We start from the raw sequence: 19,505 nt of genomic DNA, 5'->3' as shown, positions 1-19,505 counted from the left end.
AGTGAACTGCTTATTCTTGTTCAGCAGCTTCTTCTGTTGCTTCCGCTTTCGTTGCTTTCTCAGCTTCTTCAGCTTCAAAGGCTGCTTTAGCCTCTTGGGCTGCTTTTTCGCGGGCTTTTTCAAGGTCATCTACGTGGATGACATCTTCGTCCATTCCTTCATCCAAGTCACGAAGTTCCACTTCTTGATCATCTTCGTCAAGGACACGCATGTCAAGACCAAGAGATTGCAATTCTTTGACAAGAACTCGGAAGGATTCTGGAACACCTGGTTTTGGAATTGGTTTTCCTTTTGTAATAGCTTCATAAGCTTTCAAACGTCCGTTGATATCGTCAGACTTATAAGTCAAGATTTCTTGAAGGACATTTGACGCACCGTAGGCTTCAAGAGCCCAAACCTCCATCTCACCGAAACGCTGTCCACCAAACTGAGCTTTACCTCCGAGTGGTTGTTGAGTAACGGTTGAGTAAGGTCCGACTGAACGCGCGTGCAATTTATCATCAACCATGTGGTGGAGTTTGATCATGTACATGACTCCGACAGAAACACGGTTATCAAATGGTTCACCAGTACGTCCATCGTAAAGGATTGTTTTGGCATCGCTATCCATACCTGCTTCTTTAACAGTTGACCAAAGATCTTCAGAACTTGCTCCATCAAAGACTGGTGTTGCGATGTGAATACCAAGAGTACGAGCCGCCATACCAAGGTGGAGCTCCATAACCTGACCGATATTCATACGTGATGGCACCCCAAGTGGGTTCAACATGATGTCGACTGGAGTTCCGTCTGGAAGGTAAGGCATATCTTCTACAGGAACGATACGAGAGACAACCCCTTTGTTTCCGTGACGTCCGGCCATCTTATCTCCGACCTTGATCTTACGTTTTTGAGCAATGTAGACGCGAACCAGCATGTTAACACCAGATTGCAACTCATCTCCATTTGCACGTGTAAAGATCTTCACATCACGAACGACACCATCGGCACCGTGTGGTACACGAAGAGAAGTATCACGAACTTCACGAGACTTGTCTCCAAAGATAGCGTGCAGGAGACGTTCTTCAGCTGAAAGGTCTTTCTCACCCTTAGGTGTTACTTTACCTACAAGGATATCGCCTTCTTTAACCTCAGCACCGATACGGATAATACCCATTTCGTCAAGGTCTTTAAGGGCATCTTCACCAACGTTTGGAATTTCACGAGTAATTTCTTCAGGCCCAAGCTTTGTATCGCGCGTTTCTGATTCGTATTCTTCAAGGTGAACAGATGTGTAGACATCGTCTTTAACCAAGCGTTCGCTCATGATAACGGCATCCTCGAAGTTGTAACCTTCCCAAGTCATGTAGGCAACGATTGGGTTTTGTCCAAGGGCCATTTCTCCATTTTCCATAGAAGGTCCGTCAGCGATGAAATCGCCTTTTTCAACGACATCTCCAACTTTTACGAGAGTACGTTGGTTGTAAGCAGTACCTGAGTTTGAGCGACGGAATTTTTGGATGTGGTAAACGTCCAATGAACCATCTTCACGACGAACTTCTACCTTGTCAGCATCTGCATAAGTAACTTTACCATCATACTGAGCAATCACAGCAGCTCCTGAATCGTGGGCTGCTTGGTATTCCATACCAGTACCAACGTAAGGTGCTTTAGGATTAATTAATGGCACAGCCTGACGTTGCATGTTGGCTCCCATGAGGGCACGGTTGGAGTCATCGTTTTCCAAGAAAGGAATACATGCTGTCGCAACGGCAACTACCTGTTTTGGTGATACGTCCATGTAGTCAACAACATTAGCTGGATACTCTTGGTTGACCCCTTGGTGACGTCCCATGACAACTTTCTCAGCAAATGTTCCATCTTCATTCAGACGAGAATTAGCCTGTGCTACAGTAAATTCATCTTCTTCATCGGCTGTCAACCAAACGATTTCGTTCGTAACAACGCCTGTTTCACGGTCAACCTTACGGTATGGTGTTTGAACAAATCCATATTTGTTCAAGTGCCCGTAAGATGACAAGTTATTGATCAAACCGATGTTAGGTCCTTCAGGTGTCTCGATTGGACACATACGACCGTAGTGAGTGTAGTGCACGTCACGTACTTCATATCCAGCACGGTCACGTGTCAAACCACCAGGTCCCAAGGCTGACAAACGGCGTTTGTGAGACAACTCAGAAAGTGGGTTGTGTTGGTCCATGAACTGTGACAACTGTGATGAACCAAAAAATTCTTTAACCGCAGCTGTTACAGGACGGATGTTGATGATTTGTTGTGGTGTCAAGACTTCGTTATCTTGAACAGACATACGTTCACGGACATTACGTTCCATACGAGAAAGCCCAAGACGAACTTGGTTGGCAAGCAATTCACCAACCGCACGGATACGACGGTTTCCAAGATGGTCGATATCATCTACACGACCAAGTCCTTCAGCCAAGTTGAGGAAGTAGCTCATCTCAGCAAGGATATCTGCAGGAGTGACGATACGAACCTTGTCATCTGGATTAGCATTACCAATAATAGTTACAACACGGTCTGGATCAGTTGGAGCAACAACCTTGAATTTTTGAAGAACAACTGGCTCAGTCACAACGGCTGCATCATTTGGAATGTAGACAATCTTGTTCAAGTCGCCATCCAAATGGCTTTCAATACTTTCAATCACGCTACGAGTCATGATTGTACCAGCTTCTACCAAGATTTCGCCTGTTTCAGGGTCTACCAATGGCTCAGCAATAGTTTGGTTAAGCAAACGTGTTTTAACATTGAGTTTTTTATTGATTTTGTAACGACCGACAGCTGCCAAGTCATAACGACGTGGGTCAAAGAAACGAGCTACAAGCAAGCTACGTGAGCTTTCAGCAGTCTTAGGCTCACCTGGACGAAGACGTTCGTAAATTTCTTTCAAAGCTTCGTCGGTACGAGAGTCCATTGGGTTCTTGTGGATATCTTTTTCAACAGTGTTGCGAACCAATTCGCTGTCACCAAAGATATCAAAGATTTCATCGTCACCTGAGAAACCAAGAGCACGAACCAAGGTTGTAAATGGAATCTTACGAGTACGGTCGATACGAGTGTAGGCGATATCTTTTGAGTCACTTTCAAGTTCCAACCAAGCTCCACGGTTAGGGATAACAGTTGAACCGTAGCCCACTTTACCGTTTTTATCAACTTTATCGTTAAAGTAAACACCTGGTGAGCGGACCAACTGAGATACGATGATACGTTCACCACCATTGATGATGAAAGTACCCATTTCTGTCATGATTGGGAAATCACCAAAGAAAACTTCTTGAGTTTTGATTTCGCCTGTTTCTTTATTAATCAAGCGGAAGGTTACAAAAATTGGTGCTGAGTAGCTAGCATCGTGGATACGAGCCTCTTCTAGCGTGTATTTTGGTTCCTTGATTTCATATCCAACAAATTCCAACTCCATTGTGTCTGTGAAGTTTGAAATTGGCAATACATCTTCAAACACTTCCTTCAGACCATGGTCTAGGAAATCTTTGAATGAGTCAGTTTGAATTTCAATCAAATTTGGTAAGTCAAGAACTTCTTTGATTCTTGAAAAACTACGACGGGTACGATGTTTCCCGTATTGAACGTCATGTCCTGCCAAGATGATTCTCCTTTGTAAATAAGTTCCAAGCCTTGTCAATCAGGCTTTTCTAATCGTCATATGGTTTTTAAAACCCCTATCACCGTGTCCTCTTGATGAATTTTCAGAATCTTTAAGTCTTTGTTACAAGCACTCAAAATCCTGAAAAAAAGCACAAAAAGAGCAGCTAAATCTGACTTTTTCAGAAGATTTAACTGCTGTGAGTCTTGTCTGGACAATATTTCAGACAAAACCTACGACAAATGATTACTCATATTATACCCTATTTAGCTAGATTTTTCAAGGGGATTGACGAATTTTTGACAAAATCTTTTCCTATAAGAAAGATTGGCTAAATCGTAACAAAATCTGTTGCGATTTTTCTTTTATTTTAGCTTCAGGAAAACGCTTGCATATTCTTTTACTAAGTGCTATACTGATATAGAAATTTATTGATTGGAGAATCATTATGAGAAAAACACCATCTCACACTGAGAAAAAAATGGTTTACAGCATCCGTTCCCTCAAAAATGGAACTGGTTCTGTCCTTATTGGAGCAAGCCTTGTTCTGCTTGCCATGGCTACACCAACTATTTCAGCCAACGAAAATACTACGAGCAATAAGGGAACTAGTAATGAAACCACTACTGCCCTTGCACAGCCTCTTACTGATACAGCAACGAGCTCTGGTAAGAAGGAAAGTGATATTTCTTCGCCAAAAAATGCAAACGCTTCCCTAGAGAAAAAAGAAGAAAAACAACCTGCAACAGAGGCACCCACTCCGGCTGCAACCCCAGCCGATTCAGCACCACAAACCGGACAAGATCGTTCCAATGAGCCAACTACTGCTACGAGTCCAGTAACAACTGAAACCAAAGCAGAAGAGCCAATCGAAGACAACTACTTCCGTATCCACGTCAAAAAACTTCCTGAAGAAAATAAGGATGCTCAAGGACTATGGACTTGGGACGATGTTGAAAAACCATCTGAAAATTGGCCTAACGGAGCCTTATCCTTCAAGGATGCCAAAAAAGATGACTACGGCTACTACCTAGATGTCAAATTAAAGGGAGAACAAGCCAAGAAAATTAGCTTCCTCATCAATAATACAGCTGGGAAAAATCTAACCGGCGATAAATCGGTAGAAAAACTGTCACCAAAGATGAATGAGGCTTGGTTGGACCAAGATCACAAGGTTTTCTCTTACGAGCCACAACCTGCAGGAACTATTCGCGTCAACTACTACCGTACAGATGGCAACTATGACAAGAAATCTCTCTGGTACTGGGGAGATGTGAAAAATCCAAGTAGTGGTGAATGGCCTAACGGAACAGACTTTACGGCTACAGGCAAATATGGTCGCTATATTGATATTCCACTCAAAGATGCAGCTAAAGATCTTGGATTTTTATTATTAGACAGAAACAAACAAGGAGACGATGTGAAAATCCGTAAAGAAGATTATAAGTTCACAGATTTGAAAAATCATAGCCAAATTTTCCTAAAAGATGATGACGAAACCATCTACACCAACCCCTACTATGTGCACGATATCCGCATGACAGGAGCTCAACATGTAGGAACTTCTAGCATTGAAAGTAGTTTTTCAACACTTGTCGGTGCTAAAAAAGAAGATATCCTCAAACACTCCAGCATCACTAATCATCTAGGAAACAAAGTAACTATCACTGATGTTGCAATCGATGAGGCTGGTAAGAAAGTGACCTACAGCGGAGATTTCTCTGACACAAAACATCCTTATACCGTTAGCTACAACTCTGACAAATTCACTACCAAAACAAGCTGGCGTCTTAAAGATGAGACTTACAGCTATGATGGCAAACTTGGAGCTGACCTCAAAGAAGAAGGAAAACAGGTTGATTTAACTCTATGGTCACCAAGTGCTGATAAGGTTTCTGTTGTTGTCTACGACAAGAATAACCCTGAAAAAGTGGTTGGAACTGTCGCTCTTGAAAAAGGTGAAAGAGGAACTTGGAAACAAACTCTAGATAGCACAAACAAACTCGGAATCACCGATTTCACTGGATACTATTATCAATACCAAATCGAGCGTCAGGGGAAAACTGTTCTTGCACTCGATCCTTACGCTAAGTCCCTCGCTGCTTGGAATAGTGACGATGCCAAGATTGACGATGTCCATAAAGTGGCTAAAGCCGCCTTTGTAGATCCAGCTAAACTAGGACCTCAAGACTTGACTTATGGTAAGATTCACAACTTTAAGACTCGTGAAGATGCCGTTATCTACGAAGCTCATGTGCGTGACTTCACTTCAGATCCTGCCATTGCAAAAGACTTGACAAAACCATTTGGTACCTTTGAAGCCTTTATTGAAAAACTAGACTATCTCAAAGACTTAGGTGTGACCCACATCCAACTCCTTCCAGTCTTGTCTTACTACTTTGTCAATGAATTGAAAAACCATGAACGCTTGTCTGACTATGCTTCAAGCAACAGCAACTATAACTGGGGATATGACCCTCAAAACTACTTCTCATTGACTGGTATGTACTCAAGCGATCCTAAAAATCCAGAAAAACGAATCGCAGAATTTAAAAACCTCATCAACGAAATCCACAAACGTGGCATGGGAGCTATCCTGGACGTAGTTTACAACCATACAGCCAAGGTCGATCTCTTTGAAGATTTAGAACCAAACTACTACCACTTTATGGATGCTGATGGAACACCTCGAACTAGCTTTGGTGGTGGACGCTTAGGGACAACCCACCATATGACCAAACGGCTCCTAGTTGACTCTATCAAATATCTAGTTGATACCTACAAAGTGGATGGATTCCGCTTCGATATGATGGGAGACCATGATGCCGCTTCTATCGAAGAAGCGTACAAGGCTGCACGCGCCCTTAATCCAAATCTCATCATGCTAGGTGAAGGTTGGAGAACCTATGCTGGTGATGAAAATATGCCTACTAAAGCTGCTGACCAAGATTGGATGAAACATACCGATACTGTCGCTGTCTTCTCAGATGACATCCGTAACAACCTCAAGTCTGGTTATCCAAACGAAGGTCAACCTGCCTTTATCACAGGTGGCAAGCGTGATATTAACACCATCTTTAAAAATCTCATTGCTCAGCCAACCAACTTTGAAGCTGACAGCCCTGGAGATGTTATCCAATACATCGCAGCCCATGATAACTTGACTCTCTTTGACATCATCGCCCAGTCAATCAAAAAAGACCCAAGCAAGGCTGAGAACTATGCTGAAATCCACCGTCGTTTACGACTTGGAAACCTCATGGTCTTGACTGCTCAAGGAACTCCATTTATCCACTCTGGTCAGGAATATGGACGTACTAAACAATTCCGTGACCCAGCCTACAAGACTCCAGTAGCAGAGGATAAGGTTCCAAACAAATCTCACTTGTTGCGTGATAAGGACGGCAATCCATTTGACTATCCTTACTTCATCCATGACTCTTACGATTCTAGCGATGCAGTTAACAAGTTTGACTGGACTAAGGCTACAGATGGAAAAGCCTATCCTGAAAATGTCAAGAGCCGTGACTATATGAAAGGTTTGATTGCCCTTCGTCAATCTACAGATGCCTTCCGACTTAAGAGTCTCCAAGATATCAAAGACCGTGTCCACCTCATCACTGTGCCAGGTCAAAATGGTGTGGCAAAAGAGGACGTAGTGATTGGCTACCAAATCACTGCTCCAAATGGGGATATCTACGCAGTCTTTGTCAATGCGGATGAAAAAGCTCGCGAATTTAATTTGGGAACTGCCTTTGCCCACCTCAGAAATGCTGAAGTTTTGGCAGATGAAAACCAAGCAGGGCCAGTCGGAATTGCCAACCCTCAAGGACTTGAATGGACTGAAAAAGGCTTGAAATTGAATGCCCTTACAGCTACTGTTCTTCGAGTCTCTCAAGGCGGTGCCATTGTTGCCCCAGCTATGGAAGAAAAACCAGAATTTGACCTTTCTAGCCTAAAACAAGAACACGGTCAAAATAACGGCCAAGACAATATGTCAAACCGAGTAGTCAAACCGGAACAGCAAACTCCAGCTCCACAAACTAAACCTGATTCTACTAGACCAGATGAAAAAGTAGCTGATGCAGAAGATAAACCTAGCCAAGCTACAACTGATTCACAAGCTGAACAACCAGCACAAGAAGCACAACCAGCATCTGTAAGTGAAGCTATTCAAAACGGATCTGTAGAAAACTCTAGCAAGGAAAATATACCTGCAACCCCAGCTAAACAAGCTGAACTTCCAAATACAGGAACCAAAAACGATCACAAACTCCTGTTTGCAGGAATTAGTCTCCTCGCTCTTCTAGGTCTCGGGTTCTTGCTAAAAAACAAAAAAGAGAACTAAACTAGCCCTCCTATAGAAAAATCCCCCAAGCATTAAGTCCAGGGGGATTATTTTTTGTACAATATTTGTGGTTATAATACATTTGATTAGTATTTTTTATTAAGCCTCTTTCATGGCAAAATAAGCCCGTACTTTTGGAGCCACTTGCGTGCCGAAGAGTTCAATAGCTCTCAGAACCTGGTCATGAGGCATGGAACCAAGCGGTAGATGGAGCATGAAGCGGTCCAATCCTAAATCCTCTATCATGCGAATCAATTTTTCTGCCACCTGATCTGGATTGCCCACAAACATAGCGCCATTTGGCCCTACCTGTTCCAAATATTGCTCATAACGTAATTCCTGCCAGTGCGGACGGTCTTTGGAAATAGCATCCACCACTTGCTTGGTCGGATGGAAATAATCTTTCACAGCCTGCTCGCCATCTTCAGCAATCCAACCCCAAGAATGAGCTCCAACCTTTAGTTCATGACTGGCATGCCCCGCTTCACTCCCAATATCACGATAAGCCTGAATCAACTTTTTAAAATAACGAGGATTGCCACCAATAATGGCATAGACAATCGGCAACCCCGCCTGAGCAATCTTCACCGTTGATTCGACATGACCACCTGTCGCTATCCACAAGGGCAATTTATCCTGAACTGGACGAGGATAGACTTCTTTGCCAGCAATCGTTTGAGTCAATCGACCTTGCCAGTCTAGCTTGGTCTTTTCATTGACTAACTGAAGCAAGTCTAATTTCTCATCAAAAAGAGCTTCGTAGTCTTTCAAGTCATAGCCAAACAAGGGAAAAGATTCCGTGAAAGAACCCCTTCTAGCCATAATCTCCGCTCGTCCATTTGACAAAGCATCGATAGTGGCATACTGTTGGAACAAGCGAATCGGATCCATGCTCGAGAGAATGCTGACTGCACTAGTCAAACGGATTTTCTTGGTATTGACTGCCCCAGCGGCCAGAACAATCTCTGGGGTTGATACCGCAAAATCCGCTCGATGGTGCTCGCCAATCCCATACACATCCAAACCAACCTTGTCAGCCAGTTCAATCTCTGCCACTAACTGGCGAATGCGTTCAGCATGACTGTAAGTTTGTCCAGTCCCTTCAAGCTCCGTTGTTTCCCCAAATGTTGAAATTCCCAATTCTACCATGGTGATTCTCCTTATCTACCTCTGTCCTTCAATTTGAAAAATTATTCTAATACTCAATGAAAATCAAAGAGCAAACTAGGAAGCTAGCCGCAGGCTGCTCAAAACAGTGTTTTGAGGTTGCAGATGGAAGCTGACGTGGGTTGAAGAGACTTTCGAAGAGTATAACACGAATCTTGAGTACAAGCAACCCATTTGCTCACAAGAAAAAGCCTAGATAACTAGACTTTTTTAGCTTATTCTACCGTTACTGATTTAGCAAGGTTACGTGGTTTGTCCACATCGAGACCACGGTGAAGCGTTGCAAAGTAAGCGACCAATTGCGTTGGCACGACCATTGAGATTGGTGAGAGGTAAGAGTGTACGGTCGTAAGAACGATGTCGTCTGTATCTTTGGCAACATTTTCTTCTGCGATAGTGAGAACCTTGGCACCACGGGCTGCGACCTCTTGGATATTTCCACGAGTGTGGTTGGCAAGGACTGGATCTGACAAGAGGGCCAAGACAGGTGTTCCTTCTTCAATCAAGGCAATAGTTCCGTGCTTGAGTTCTCCTGCCGCAAAGCCTTCACACTGGATATAAGAAATCTCTTTGAGTTTGAGACTGGCTTCCATGGCTACGTAGTAATCTTGACCACGTCCGATGTAAAAGGCGTTACGAGTCGTTTCAAGAAGCTCACGAACCTTGGCTTCAATCGTTTCTTTCTCTGAAAGAGTTGATTCGATAGACTGAGCCACGATTGACAACTCATGAACTAAATCAAAGGCTTGCGCTTTGGCATTGCCGTTCGCTTCCCCAACCACTTTTGCAAGGAAGGCAAGGGCTGCGATTTGCGCTGTATAGGCCTTTGTTGAGGCTACGGCAATTTCAGGACCAGCATGAAGGAGCATGGTATGGTTGGCTTCACGTGAAAGGGTTGAACCTGGGACGTTTGTCACTGTCAAACTTGGGATTCCCATTTCATTAGCCTTGACCAAAACCTGACGGCTATCTGCTGTTTCACCAGATTGGCTGATAAAGATGAAAAGTGGTTTCTTGCTGAGCAGTGGCATACCGTAGCCCCACTCAGAGGAGATACCAAGTTCAACTGGTGTATCAGTCAATTCTTCCAACATTTTCTTAGAAGCAAATCCTGCGTGGTAAGATGTTCCAGCTGCAAGGATGTAGATGCGGTCTGCGTCTTGAACAGCCTTAATGATAGCAGGATCCACCACTACTTGACCTGCCTCATCTGTGTAGGCTTGGATGAGTTTACGCATAACAGTTGGTTGCTCATCAATTTCCTTGAGCATGTAGTAAGGATAAGTTCCCTTACCGATATCTGACAAATCAAGCTCCGCAGTATAGCTAGCACGCTCACGACTGTTGCCATCATAGTCTTGAACTTCGACACTATCAGCCTTGACGATGACCAACTCTTGGTCATGAATTTCCATGTATTGGTTGGTCTCACGAATCATAGCCATGGCATCTGAGCAGACCATGTTATAGCCTTCCCCAAGACCAATCAAAAGTGGTGATTTATTCTTAGCCACGTAGATGACTTCAGGATCTTGTGAGTCAACCAAGGCGAAGGCATAAGAACCACGGATAATGTGGAGGGCTTTTTTGAAGGCTTCAAGAACTGATAAACCTTCTTCTTCCGCAAATTTTCCAATCAAGTGAACGGCGATTTCTGTATCTGTTTGCCCCTTGAAGTGGTGCCCTGCAAGGTATTCTTCCTTGATTTCAAGGTAGTTCTCAATCACCCCGTTGTGCACCAAGACAAAACGTTCTGTCTCAGAGCGGTGTGGGTGAGCATTGTCTTCCGTTGGTTTTCCGTGAGTAGCCCAACGAGTATGTCCGATACCCGTTGTCCCCTCAACACCAGCTGTCTTAGCAGACAATTCTGCGATACGACCAACAGCCTTCATCAAATGGTTTTCAGCACCACCTAGGACAAAAATCCCCGCAGAATCATAGCCACGGTATTCGAGCTTTTCAAGCCCTTGAATCAAAATATCAGTTGCATTTGTGTTTCCAACAACACCAACAATTCCACACATAGTATATACGACACAGACCAGCTGTGCTTTCTCCTTAAAATTGGTATAGTCTAATTCCTCTTTTATAGAATCAGCAAAAACAGTATATACTTGTTTCTTTCACTTGTCAAGAGTAAAAATTGGTATAGTTCAAATTACGCTCCTGTTAGCAAAAGACTCTGACCAATTAGGATAATCAGTCAGAGTCCTTTTTAAAATCCATTATTATCGCTTAATTCCTTGAACCAGTGCCCTGATTTCTTCAGATGACGTTCTTGCGTTTCCAAGTCTAATTCGACTAAGCCATAGCGATTTTTATAACTATTGAGCCATGACCAACAGTCAATAAAGGTCCAAATCAAGTAACCCTTACAGTTGGCACCATCTTCAATGGCACGGTGCAGTTCACGAAGATGACCTTTTACAAAGTCAATACGGTAATCATCTTGAATCATTCCATCTTGACGGAATTTTTCTTCCCCTTCAACACCCATGCCATTCTCTGTCAACATCCACTCGATATTACCATAATTTTCCTTGATATTTTGGGCAATGTCATAAATCCCTTGCTCATAAATCTCCCAGCCACGATGAGGATTGATTTTACGTCCAGGCATCACATAAGGCTCGTAAAAATGTTCTGGCAAAAGAGGACTCTCTGGATTCTTAGCAAATCGAGGAGCCATAACACGTAAAGGTTGATAGTAGTTGACACCAAGGAAATCCACCGTATTGTCACAAATGAGCTCCAACTCCTCCTCTGTGGCATCAGGCAAGAGGCCATGTTCATGCAAGATTTCTACTAACTCCTGTGGATAAGTCCCCAAAACAGACGGATCTAAGAAGGATTGAGCTTGAAAGAGATCCGCAATACGAGCAGCCTTGACATCAGCAGGATGCTGGCTACGTGGATAAGCCGGTGTCAAATTTAAGACAATCCCAATCTTGGAATCAGGCAAGAGTTCATGACAGGCCTTAACCGCCCGACTGCTGGCCAATTGTGTATGATAAGCTACTTTAACGGCTGCCTCTGCATCCACCTTATGTGGATAATGGGCATCGTAAAAATATCCAAATTCTACTGGAACGATGGGCTCGTTAAAGGTAATCCATTGATCCACTAAATCTCCATAAGTCTCAAAACAAAAACGAGCATAGTCTTCATAGGCTGAGACAGTCGCCTTATTTTCCCAACCATCACCAGCTTCTTGAAGAGCAAAAGGCAAATCAAAATGATAAAGATTCACTAAAAGACGAATACCTTTAGCCTTAATAGCCTCAAAGACCTTACGATAGAAATCCACACCTTGAGCATTGACTTCCCCACGCCCTTGTGGAAAAATCCGTGACCACTGAATAGAAGTCCGAAAGGCCGTGTGACCAGTTTCTAACAGTAGCTCAATATCCTTTTCCCAGTTTTCATAAAAGGTTGATGTTTTATCTGGACCAATCCCATTATAGTAACGATTTGGCTCCACTTGGTACCAATAATCCCAGAGATTATCTCCCTTACCGTCACCAGCTACACGTCCTTCTGTTTGTGGTCCAGAAGTAGAGGATCCCCAGACAAAATCCTTTGGAAATCTTAGCATACATTTACCTCTTTATCTACTCATTTTTCCCATTATACAGAAAAAACAAGGTAAAAACTAGTTACATTTTTTCCTTGTTTTTCTTCTGATTATAGTTTTTATTTTTTGCCTAGGATTTCAAGCGTTTCAAGTACGTTATCTGCATGAACCTCGATGGTATCACCAGTTGCTTTGATCTTAACTTCTACGATACCATCAGCTGCTTTCTTCCCAACAGTGATGCGGATTGGCAACCCAATCAAGTCGCTATCGCTGAATTTGACTCCGACACGTTCGTTACGGTCATCTGTCAAGACTTCATAACCAGCTCCCATCAAGCTTGCTTCAAGTTTTTCTGTCAAGGCTTGCGCTTCTTCGTCCTTGACATTGACAGTAATCAAGTGCACATCAAATGGTGCCAATTCTTTAGGGAAGTTGATGCCCCAAGCGTAACGGTATTCACCTTTTGGCGTTTTGTTAACAAAGAGACGAGCGTGTTGCTCCATCACTGCTGAAAGGAGACGGCTGACACCGATACCATAACATCCCATGATAATTGGCACAGCGCGGCCATTTTCATCCAAGACATCTGCTCCCATGCTTGCTGAATAACGAGTACCGAGTTTGAAGATGTGACCAATTTCGATACCACGCGCAAAGTTAAGGACACCTTGTCCGTCTGGAGAAATTTCACCCTCACGAACTTCACGAATATCCACATATTCTGCAGTAAAGTCACGACCTGGGTTCACACCAGTCAAGTGGTAGCCATCCTCGTTAGCACCCACAACTGCATTGCGAACATCTTGCACCTTACGGTCTGCAATGATTTTAACATTCTCTGGTAAACCAACTGGGCCAAGTGAACCAAATCCTGCTTGAACAACACTTGCCACTTCTTCTTCGCTAGCAACGTCAAAGAAATCTGCTCCCAAATGGTTTTTCAACTTGACTTCATTGAGCTGGTCATTTCCAACTAGAAGGGCTGCAACAAGCTCCCCATCTGCCATATAGAAGAGGGTTTTGATCGTTTGTTCTTCTGGAACATTGAGGAAGGCTGCCACTTCATCAATTGATTTAACATCTGGTGTTGCGACACGAGTCACTTCTTCTTCAGCGACAACACGGTTGCTTGGTTTGTACTCGTTTGTTGCCATTTCCAAGTTAGCCGCATAGCTAGACTCACTTGAGTAAGCAATAGTATCTTCACCAGAAACCATCCATTTGAGCAATTCTGCCTTGATTTCTTCTTGCACTTCTGCAGGAATTTCATCAAATGAGGTAACTGACTTGTCCAAAACAACCCAGCGGTCAAGGTCTGTACGAGCAGGTGTAATAGCCATAAATTCTTGGCTGTCCTTACCACCCATGGCTCCACCGTCACCGATGATAGCCTTGAAATCTAAACCACTACGAGTGAAAATACGCTCATAAGCAGCCTTGTACTCATCGTAAACACTGTCCAAGCTATCATAGTTAGCGTGGAAACTGTAAGCATCTTTCATGATAAACTCACGTGTACGGAGTAGTCCATTACGTGGGCGTTTTTCATCACGATACTTAGGCTGGATTTGATAAAGGTTAAGCGGCAATTGCTTGTAAGACTTAACAGAATCACGGACAATAGCTGTAAAGGTTTCTTCGTGAGTTGGACCTAGGATAAAGTCTGATTTTTCACGGTTTTTTAGTTTGTAAAGGTCTTCACCATAAGTTTCATAACGACCTGATTCGCGCCACAATTCTGCACTGAGAAGGGCTGGAGCCAACATCTCAACGGCACCAATCTTGTCGAATTCTTGGCGCATGATGTTTTTAGCTTTTTCAATCACACGGTTAGCAAGTGGTAGGTAAGAATAAACGCCTGCTGAAACTTGGCGAACATAACCAGCTCGCAACATAAGAGCGTGGCTGATAACTTGAGCATCGCTTGGCATTTCGCGAAGCGTTGGGATAGGCATTTTACTTTGTTTCATAATATTCCTCGATTATCTAAAAAAGAGTCGCATGATGTCATTCCAAGTCACAGCAATCATCAAGACAACCATGATGACCACTCCGGCCAAGGTGACATAGGTTTCAATTTCTTGTTTTAATGGTTTACGGCGAATGGCTTCCAGGATATTGAGCACAATCTTACCACCATCCAGGGCTGGAATCGGAATAAGATTAAAAATCCCAATATTGATGGAAATTATTGCCAAGAAGTACAAGACATTCTCAATTCCATTTTTAGCAGCATCACTACTTGCCTTAAAGATGGCAACAGGTCCACCTAGCTTGTTCAAATCCGGTTGGAAAATCAGATTTTTCAGTTCTGAGAGAATTCGGAGGGCCGAGTCAGCAGCAGTTGTAAAACCACCTACAAACATAGATACAAAATCTGACTTAATCCCCGGTTGAACACCTAGAAGGTAACGGCCTTGACTTTCTTCCGGACTAACAGTGACTTGTTTGTCACTACCATTTTCAGAAATAGTCACATCCAAGGTCGGGGCCGTCTTATCTTTGGTTTCTGATTCCACAGCCTGAATCAAACTTTCCCAGTTGCTAACCTCATGTGAGCCAATTTTGGTAATTTGTGCCGTTTCTGGTACTCCCACCTTAGCCAAGGCCCCTTGGGGCATAATATGGAACTGGTTGGTATCGACATCTCTGACACCACCCTGCATGAAGATTAAAATCCAGAAAACAACAACCCCTAAGATAAAGTTGTTCATAGGGCCTGCAAAATTAGTAATGAGTTTCCCCCAGATAGTCGCATTTTGATATTGAACATCTAAAGGTGCAATTCGAACCTCAGTTCCATCTGCTTCCACAACCGTTGCATCGTGATCCACTGCAAATGTTTTTTCTTCTTCCAGAACCAGTCCTTTGATAAAGAGCTTGTCTTCAAAGTCAAATTGGGTCACCTGCATAGGAAGAGCTGTTTGATCCAATTTTTTACCTGAGAGATTGATGCGTTTAACCTTACCATCATCAGTAAGCGTCAAACTGACAGGAGTTCCTGTCTTAATTTCAGTTGTATCATCACCCCAACCGGCCATACGGACATAGCCACCCAGAGGCAAGATTCGAATGGTATAGGCCGTCCCGTCCTTGCCAATATGAGCAAAGATCTTGGGTCCCATGCCAATGGCAAATTCACGCACTAGAATCCCTGATTTCTTGGCAAAGTAGAAGTGTCCGAACTCGTGCACCACTACAATAATCCCAAAAACCAGAATAAAGGTTAAAATTCCGAGCATAGTATTTCCTCCGTCTTTTGATTAAAAGAGTCCAAATAAGTGCATGATTGGAAATACAAGCAACATACTATCAAAACGATCCAAAACACCACCATGTCCAGGGATAAATTTCCCAGAATCCTTGACACCAAAGTGACGCTTGATCGAACTTTCTAGTAAATCACCAAATTGTCCAGCAATGCTAAAGAAAATAGCAAAGACTGACATCTTGTAAATTCCATACGGAAGAGCAACTGTATTGTCAAACATCATAAAGATGATGGTTACTAAAATAGCACCTAAAATGCCACCCAAGGCACCCTCAAAGGTTTTATTTGGAGAAACCGTTGGAGCCAGTTTCCGTTTCCCAAAGTTCATCCCAGCAAGATAGGCACCACTGTCGGTAGCCCAGACGATACACAAGGCCAAGAGAGCCTTATCTAAACCTGCAACGCGAGCATCTAGTAAAGCATTAAATCCAAAGCCTACATAGAAACTCATAGCAAGAGGAAAAACAGCGTCCTCAATCGTATAGGACTTGCTAAAAACAGTCGTTCCTAACATGATTGAAATCAAAACACTATAGGCAACCACATTCCCATCAACTGGCAAAAAAGTCAGATAATTCTCCAAGGGAATGGTCAAGGCAAAGGTTGCAAAGAGGGTTAAGAGACCCTCTATCGTCATGGTCTCTAGACCTCTCATCTTCAAAAGTTCATGCATGGCTAGCATGGCTATGATTCCAATTGCTATCTGAAGCAAGAGTCCACCAATCATTAAAATTGGTAGGAAAATAGCCAGGGCAATCCCTGCAAACAAGGTTCTTTTCTGTAAATCCTGTGTCATATTTCCTCCTAAACTCCTCCAAATCGGCGATGACGACGATTGTAGGCAAGAATGGCTTCCTGCAAGGCCGCCTCGTCAAAATCAGGCCACAAGGTGTCCGTAAAATAGAGCTCACTATAGGCTCCCTGCCATGGAAGGAAATTACTCAAACGCAATTCTCCACTAGTCCGAATAATCAAGTCTGGGTCTCGTAACTCCTTAGGCAAATGCTGGGTGAAGAGATAGTTGCCAATCAATTCCTCTGTGATGTCACCTGGGTTGATTTTGGCATCTAACACATCCTGAGAAATCAACTTAAGAGCCTGTGTAATCTCAGCACGTCCACCATAGTTGAGGGCAAAATTAAGAATTAATCCTGTGTTGTTCTTAGTTAATTCCTCAGCCTTGGTCAGAGCTTCAAAAGTTTGCTTAGGCAGGCGTTCTGTCTCCCCAATCATTTGAATCTTAACATTATTCGCATGCAATTCTGGGACATAATTATCATAAAACTCTACTGGCAAGTTCATGATAAACTTGACTTCCTGATCTGGACGGGTCCAGTTTTCTGTAGAAAAAGCATAGACCGTAATAACCTTAACGCCTAGTTTGTTGGCTGCCTTGGTCACAGTTTGCAATGCTTCCATGCCCGCCTTATGTCCAAAAACTCGCGGTTGCATACGTTTTTTAGCCCAACGGCCATTGCCATCCATGATGATGCCGATATGAGCAGGAACCTGTGTCGGAACCTCTACTTCCACAGCCTTATCTTTCTTAAAAAATCCAAACATGATCTTATTCCTATTCAAAAATCTATCGTTTCATTATACCATATTTCCCTATTTTCTTCTATCACTAAGCTATTTATACTCTTCGAAAATCAAATTCAAACCACATCAGCTCTATCTGCAACCTCAAAACAGTGTTTTGAGCAGCCTGCGGCTAGCTTCCTAGTTTGCACTTTGATTTTCATTGAGTATTATTCTCAGACACAAAGCCCATTTTTCAAAAAAATAAGCCGCCTGATTGGGCGACTCTATTTTTTTATAGGGAGATTATTATGAAAAAGTTTTAGGAGTTTAAGTTAAGGTCTTCTTAACTTATGAACTTAGTATACACTTCCTAGCTTAAAGTTTCCTTAAGTATTTTTAAAAATCAAATTTTTCCATTTCTCCTGCCAATTTTTCTTGGATAGACGTGTTCGATAAAGTTCCATTCGGTCTTCATTCTCTAAAAAATGAGGAGTTGGACGAACTTGAAAATTCAAAATATCCTCCAAACCATAAGGTGCATAGAGTTCAAAATCTAATTCTTCATTCAAGCGCAGTCCAACTGCCGTACACCGTTCTGGATACTTACTCATAGCATCACAAGAGCTGCTATAGGGAGCAGTATGAGGGCTGTGCTGGTGCATATAGACCTGATTTTTCAATTCCCACTGGTACTGAGGAAAGTCCTCTCGCAGTTTTTTCTCTAGGGACAGGGTTTCCTCATAAGAAATATCCGGATCAAAGAAAATCACATCTACATCTGTTTCAAGATCAAATGCTGGTCTCTCTGACAAGAGATTCCAGATAAAATTTCTGACAGAACCTGCTGCCAACCAAGAATCTTTCAGACCAAGGTTTCGGATGATAGTCAAAATAGCCATCATATCCGGATTTTCTCTGAAAGAGTCTAAAATTTCAGCCTTATTTTTCAATATATTCATACCCTAAATGCTCATATGCCTTAGCAGTCGCCACCCGTCCAGAACGTGTCCGCATGATAAAACCTTTTTGAATCAAGTAGGGCTCATACATGTCTTCAACTGTCTCACGCTCTTCTGCTATGTTAACAGAAATAGTTCCTAGACCAACAGGACCACCACCGTACATCTCAATCATGGTGCGAAGGATTTTCTGGTCCACATAGTCCAGACCTTCATGGTCAACATCCAGCATAGTCAAAGCCTTATCAGTAATAAGATCATCGATAACCCCATTCCCCATAATCTGGGCAAAATCGCGCACGCGTTTGAGGAGACGATTGGCAATACGAGGGGTTCCACGACTACGTAGGGCTAATTCAGATGCTGCCTCATGAGTGATTTCCATCTCAAAAATATCTGCCGTCCGCTCAACAATTTCCGTCAAGTCAGCATGGGCATAATACTCCATGTGACCTGTAATTCCAAAACGTGCCCGTAGCGGATTTGAGAGCATACCAGCCCGAGTCGTCGCACCAATCAAAGTGAAAGGTGGCAACTCCAAATGAACACTGCGACTGCCTTCACCAGCCCCAATCATGATATCAATGTAGAAGTCCTCCATGGCACTATAAAGCACCTCTTCCACTGACATTGGCAAACGATGAATCTCATCAATAAAGAGAACATCCCCAGGCTCTAAGTCATTCAAAATCGCTACCAAATCACCGGCTTTTTCAATGACTGGACCCGAAGTCTGCTTGAGATTGACACCTAGTTCGTTGGCAATAACAAAAGCCATGGTCGTTTTTCCCAAGCCTGGAGGGCCAAATAAAAGCACATGATCCAGCGCTTCATCCCGCATTTTGGCAGCTTCTATAAAGATTTGAAGCTGGTCCTTGACCTTATCCTGCCCAATATATTCACGTAAATACTGAGGACGGAGCGTGCGTTCTACTAACTCCTCGTCCCCCATTATCTCATTATCTAAAATTCTACTCATGGCTCTATTATATCAAAAAACCAAGCCACAAACAAAAAAGCCACCTGATTGGGTGACT

Annotated in this window: 11 protein-coding genes; 1 reads left to right on the top strand and 10 read right to left on the bottom strand. The window is 43.1% G+C overall.

Annotation, left to right across the window (positions count from 1 at the left end; genetic code table 11):
• Positions 1–10: 10 nt before the first annotated feature.
• The gene (gene rpoB, locus KUA57_RS03195; protein WP_033682367.1) at positions 11–3,622 is read right to left on the bottom strand and encodes a DNA-directed RNA polymerase subunit beta; all 3,612 of its coding nucleotides are present in this window, start codon (positions 3,620–3,622) and stop codon (positions 11–13) included.
• A 448-nt stretch (positions 3,623–4,070) separates the two neighbouring features.
• Between rpoB and KUA57_RS03190 the strand changes: the two genes are divergently transcribed.
• Positions 4,071–7,970 carry a pullulanase gene (locus KUA57_RS03190; protein ID WP_218493607.1) on the top strand — a complete coding sequence of 1,300 codons (3,900 nt, stop codon included), beginning with the start codon at positions 4,071–4,073 and terminating at the stop codon, positions 7,968–7,970.
• Positions 7,971–8,069: 99 nt separating this feature from the next.
• Here KUA57_RS03190 and KUA57_RS03185 read toward each other — a convergent pair whose 3' ends face one another.
• From KUA57_RS03185 to ruvB, 9 genes are all read right to left on the bottom strand, one after another.
• Entirely contained in the window at positions 8,070–9,119 is a 1,050-nt protein-coding gene (locus KUA57_RS03185; protein WP_218493606.1) for an LLM class flavin-dependent oxidoreductase, read from the bottom strand.
• 233 nt (positions 9,120–9,352) lie between these two features.
• Positions 9,353–11,161 (bottom strand): glutamine--fructose-6-phosphate transaminase (isomerizing), encoded by a 1,809-nt coding sequence (gene glmS / locus KUA57_RS03180; RefSeq protein WP_061864709.1) that lies wholly within the window; start codon positions 11,159–11,161, stop codon positions 9,353–9,355.
• A 191-nt stretch (positions 11,162–11,352) separates the two neighbouring features.
• The gene (gene bglA, locus KUA57_RS03175) at positions 11,353–12,732 is read right to left on the bottom strand and encodes a 6-phospho-beta-glucosidase (protein WP_061864708.1); all 1,380 of its coding nucleotides are present in this window, start codon (positions 12,730–12,732) and stop codon (positions 11,353–11,355) included.
• A 98-nt stretch (positions 12,733–12,830) separates the two neighbouring features.
• Positions 12,831–14,684: a proline--tRNA ligase gene (locus tag KUA57_RS03170; protein ID WP_125446750.1), complete on the bottom strand. Its 1,854-nt coding sequence runs from the start codon at positions 14,682–14,684 to the stop codon at positions 12,831–12,833.
• A 12-nt stretch (positions 14,685–14,696) separates the two neighbouring features.
• Positions 14,697–15,956, bottom strand: a complete 1,260-nt coding sequence (gene rseP, locus KUA57_RS03165) for an RIP metalloprotease RseP (RefSeq protein ID WP_125446749.1) — start codon at positions 15,954–15,956, stop codon at positions 14,697–14,699.
• Between the two features lie 21 nt (positions 15,957–15,977).
• Positions 15,978–16,781, bottom strand: a complete 804-nt coding sequence (locus KUA57_RS03160) for a phosphatidate cytidylyltransferase (RefSeq protein ID WP_004269763.1) — start codon at positions 16,779–16,781, stop codon at positions 15,978–15,980.
• A gap of 8 nt (positions 16,782–16,789) precedes the next feature.
• A complete protein-coding gene (gene uppS, locus KUA57_RS03155; protein ID WP_000466726.1) occupies positions 16,790–17,548 on the bottom strand; it encodes an undecaprenyl pyrophosphate synthase in 759 nt (252 codons plus the stop codon).
• 347 nt (positions 17,549–17,895) lie between these two features.
• Positions 17,896–18,468 carry a nucleotidyltransferase family protein gene (locus KUA57_RS03150; protein ID WP_061864705.1) on the bottom strand — a complete coding sequence of 191 codons (573 nt, stop codon included), beginning with the start codon at positions 18,466–18,468 and terminating at the stop codon, positions 17,896–17,898.
• A complete protein-coding gene (gene ruvB / locus KUA57_RS03145; RefSeq protein ID WP_125446747.1) occupies positions 18,449–19,447 on the bottom strand; it encodes a Holliday junction branch migration DNA helicase RuvB in 999 nt (332 codons plus the stop codon). Before ruvB ends, KUA57_RS03150 begins: the two co-directional genes overlap by 20 nt.
• Positions 19,448–19,505 lie beyond the last annotated feature (58 nt).

The sequence above is a fragment of the Streptococcus vulneris genome, from assembly GCF_019218685.1.
Classification (GTDB): domain Bacteria; phylum Bacillota; class Bacilli; order Lactobacillales; family Streptococcaceae; genus Streptococcus; species Streptococcus vulneris.
Note: the sequence above shows the minus strand (reverse complement) of the source record. Positions and strands in the feature narration are given on the sequence as shown.

Excerpts from the sequence above, each read along its gene's own strand:
- KUA57_RS03190 (WP_218493607.1), top strand. The coding sequence starts at position 4,071 with ATGAGAAAAACACCATCTCACACTGAGAAAAAAATGGTTTACAGCATC.
- KUA57_RS03185 (WP_218493606.1), bottom strand. The coding sequence starts at position 9,119 with ATGGTAGAATTGGGAATTTCAACATTTGGGGAAACAACGGAGCTTGAA.
- glmS (WP_061864709.1), bottom strand. The coding sequence starts at position 11,161 with ATGTGTGGAATTGTTGGTGTTGTTGGAAACACAAATGCAACTGATATT.
- bglA (WP_061864708.1), bottom strand. The coding sequence starts at position 12,732 with ATGCTAAGATTTCCAAAGGATTTTGTCTGGGGATCCTCTACTTCTGGA.
- KUA57_RS03170 (WP_125446750.1), bottom strand. The coding sequence starts at position 14,684 with ATGAAACAAAGTAAAATGCCTATCCCAACGCTTCGCGAAATGCCAAGC.
- rseP (WP_125446749.1), bottom strand. The coding sequence starts at position 15,956 with ATGCTCGGAATTTTAACCTTTATTCTGGTTTTTGGGATTATTGTAGTG.
- KUA57_RS03160 (WP_004269763.1), bottom strand. The coding sequence starts at position 16,781 with ATGACACAGGATTTACAGAAAAGAACCTTGTTTGCAGGGATTGCCCTG.
- uppS (WP_000466726.1), bottom strand. The coding sequence starts at position 17,548 with ATGTTTGGATTTTTTAAGAAAGATAAGGCTGTGGAAGTAGAGGTTCCG.
- KUA57_RS03150 (WP_061864705.1), bottom strand. The coding sequence starts at position 18,468 with ATGAATATATTGAAAAATAAGGCTGAAATTTTAGACTCTTTCAGAGAA.
- ruvB (WP_125446747.1), bottom strand. The coding sequence starts at position 19,447 with ATGAGTAGAATTTTAGATAATGAGATAATGGGGGACGAGGAGTTAGTA.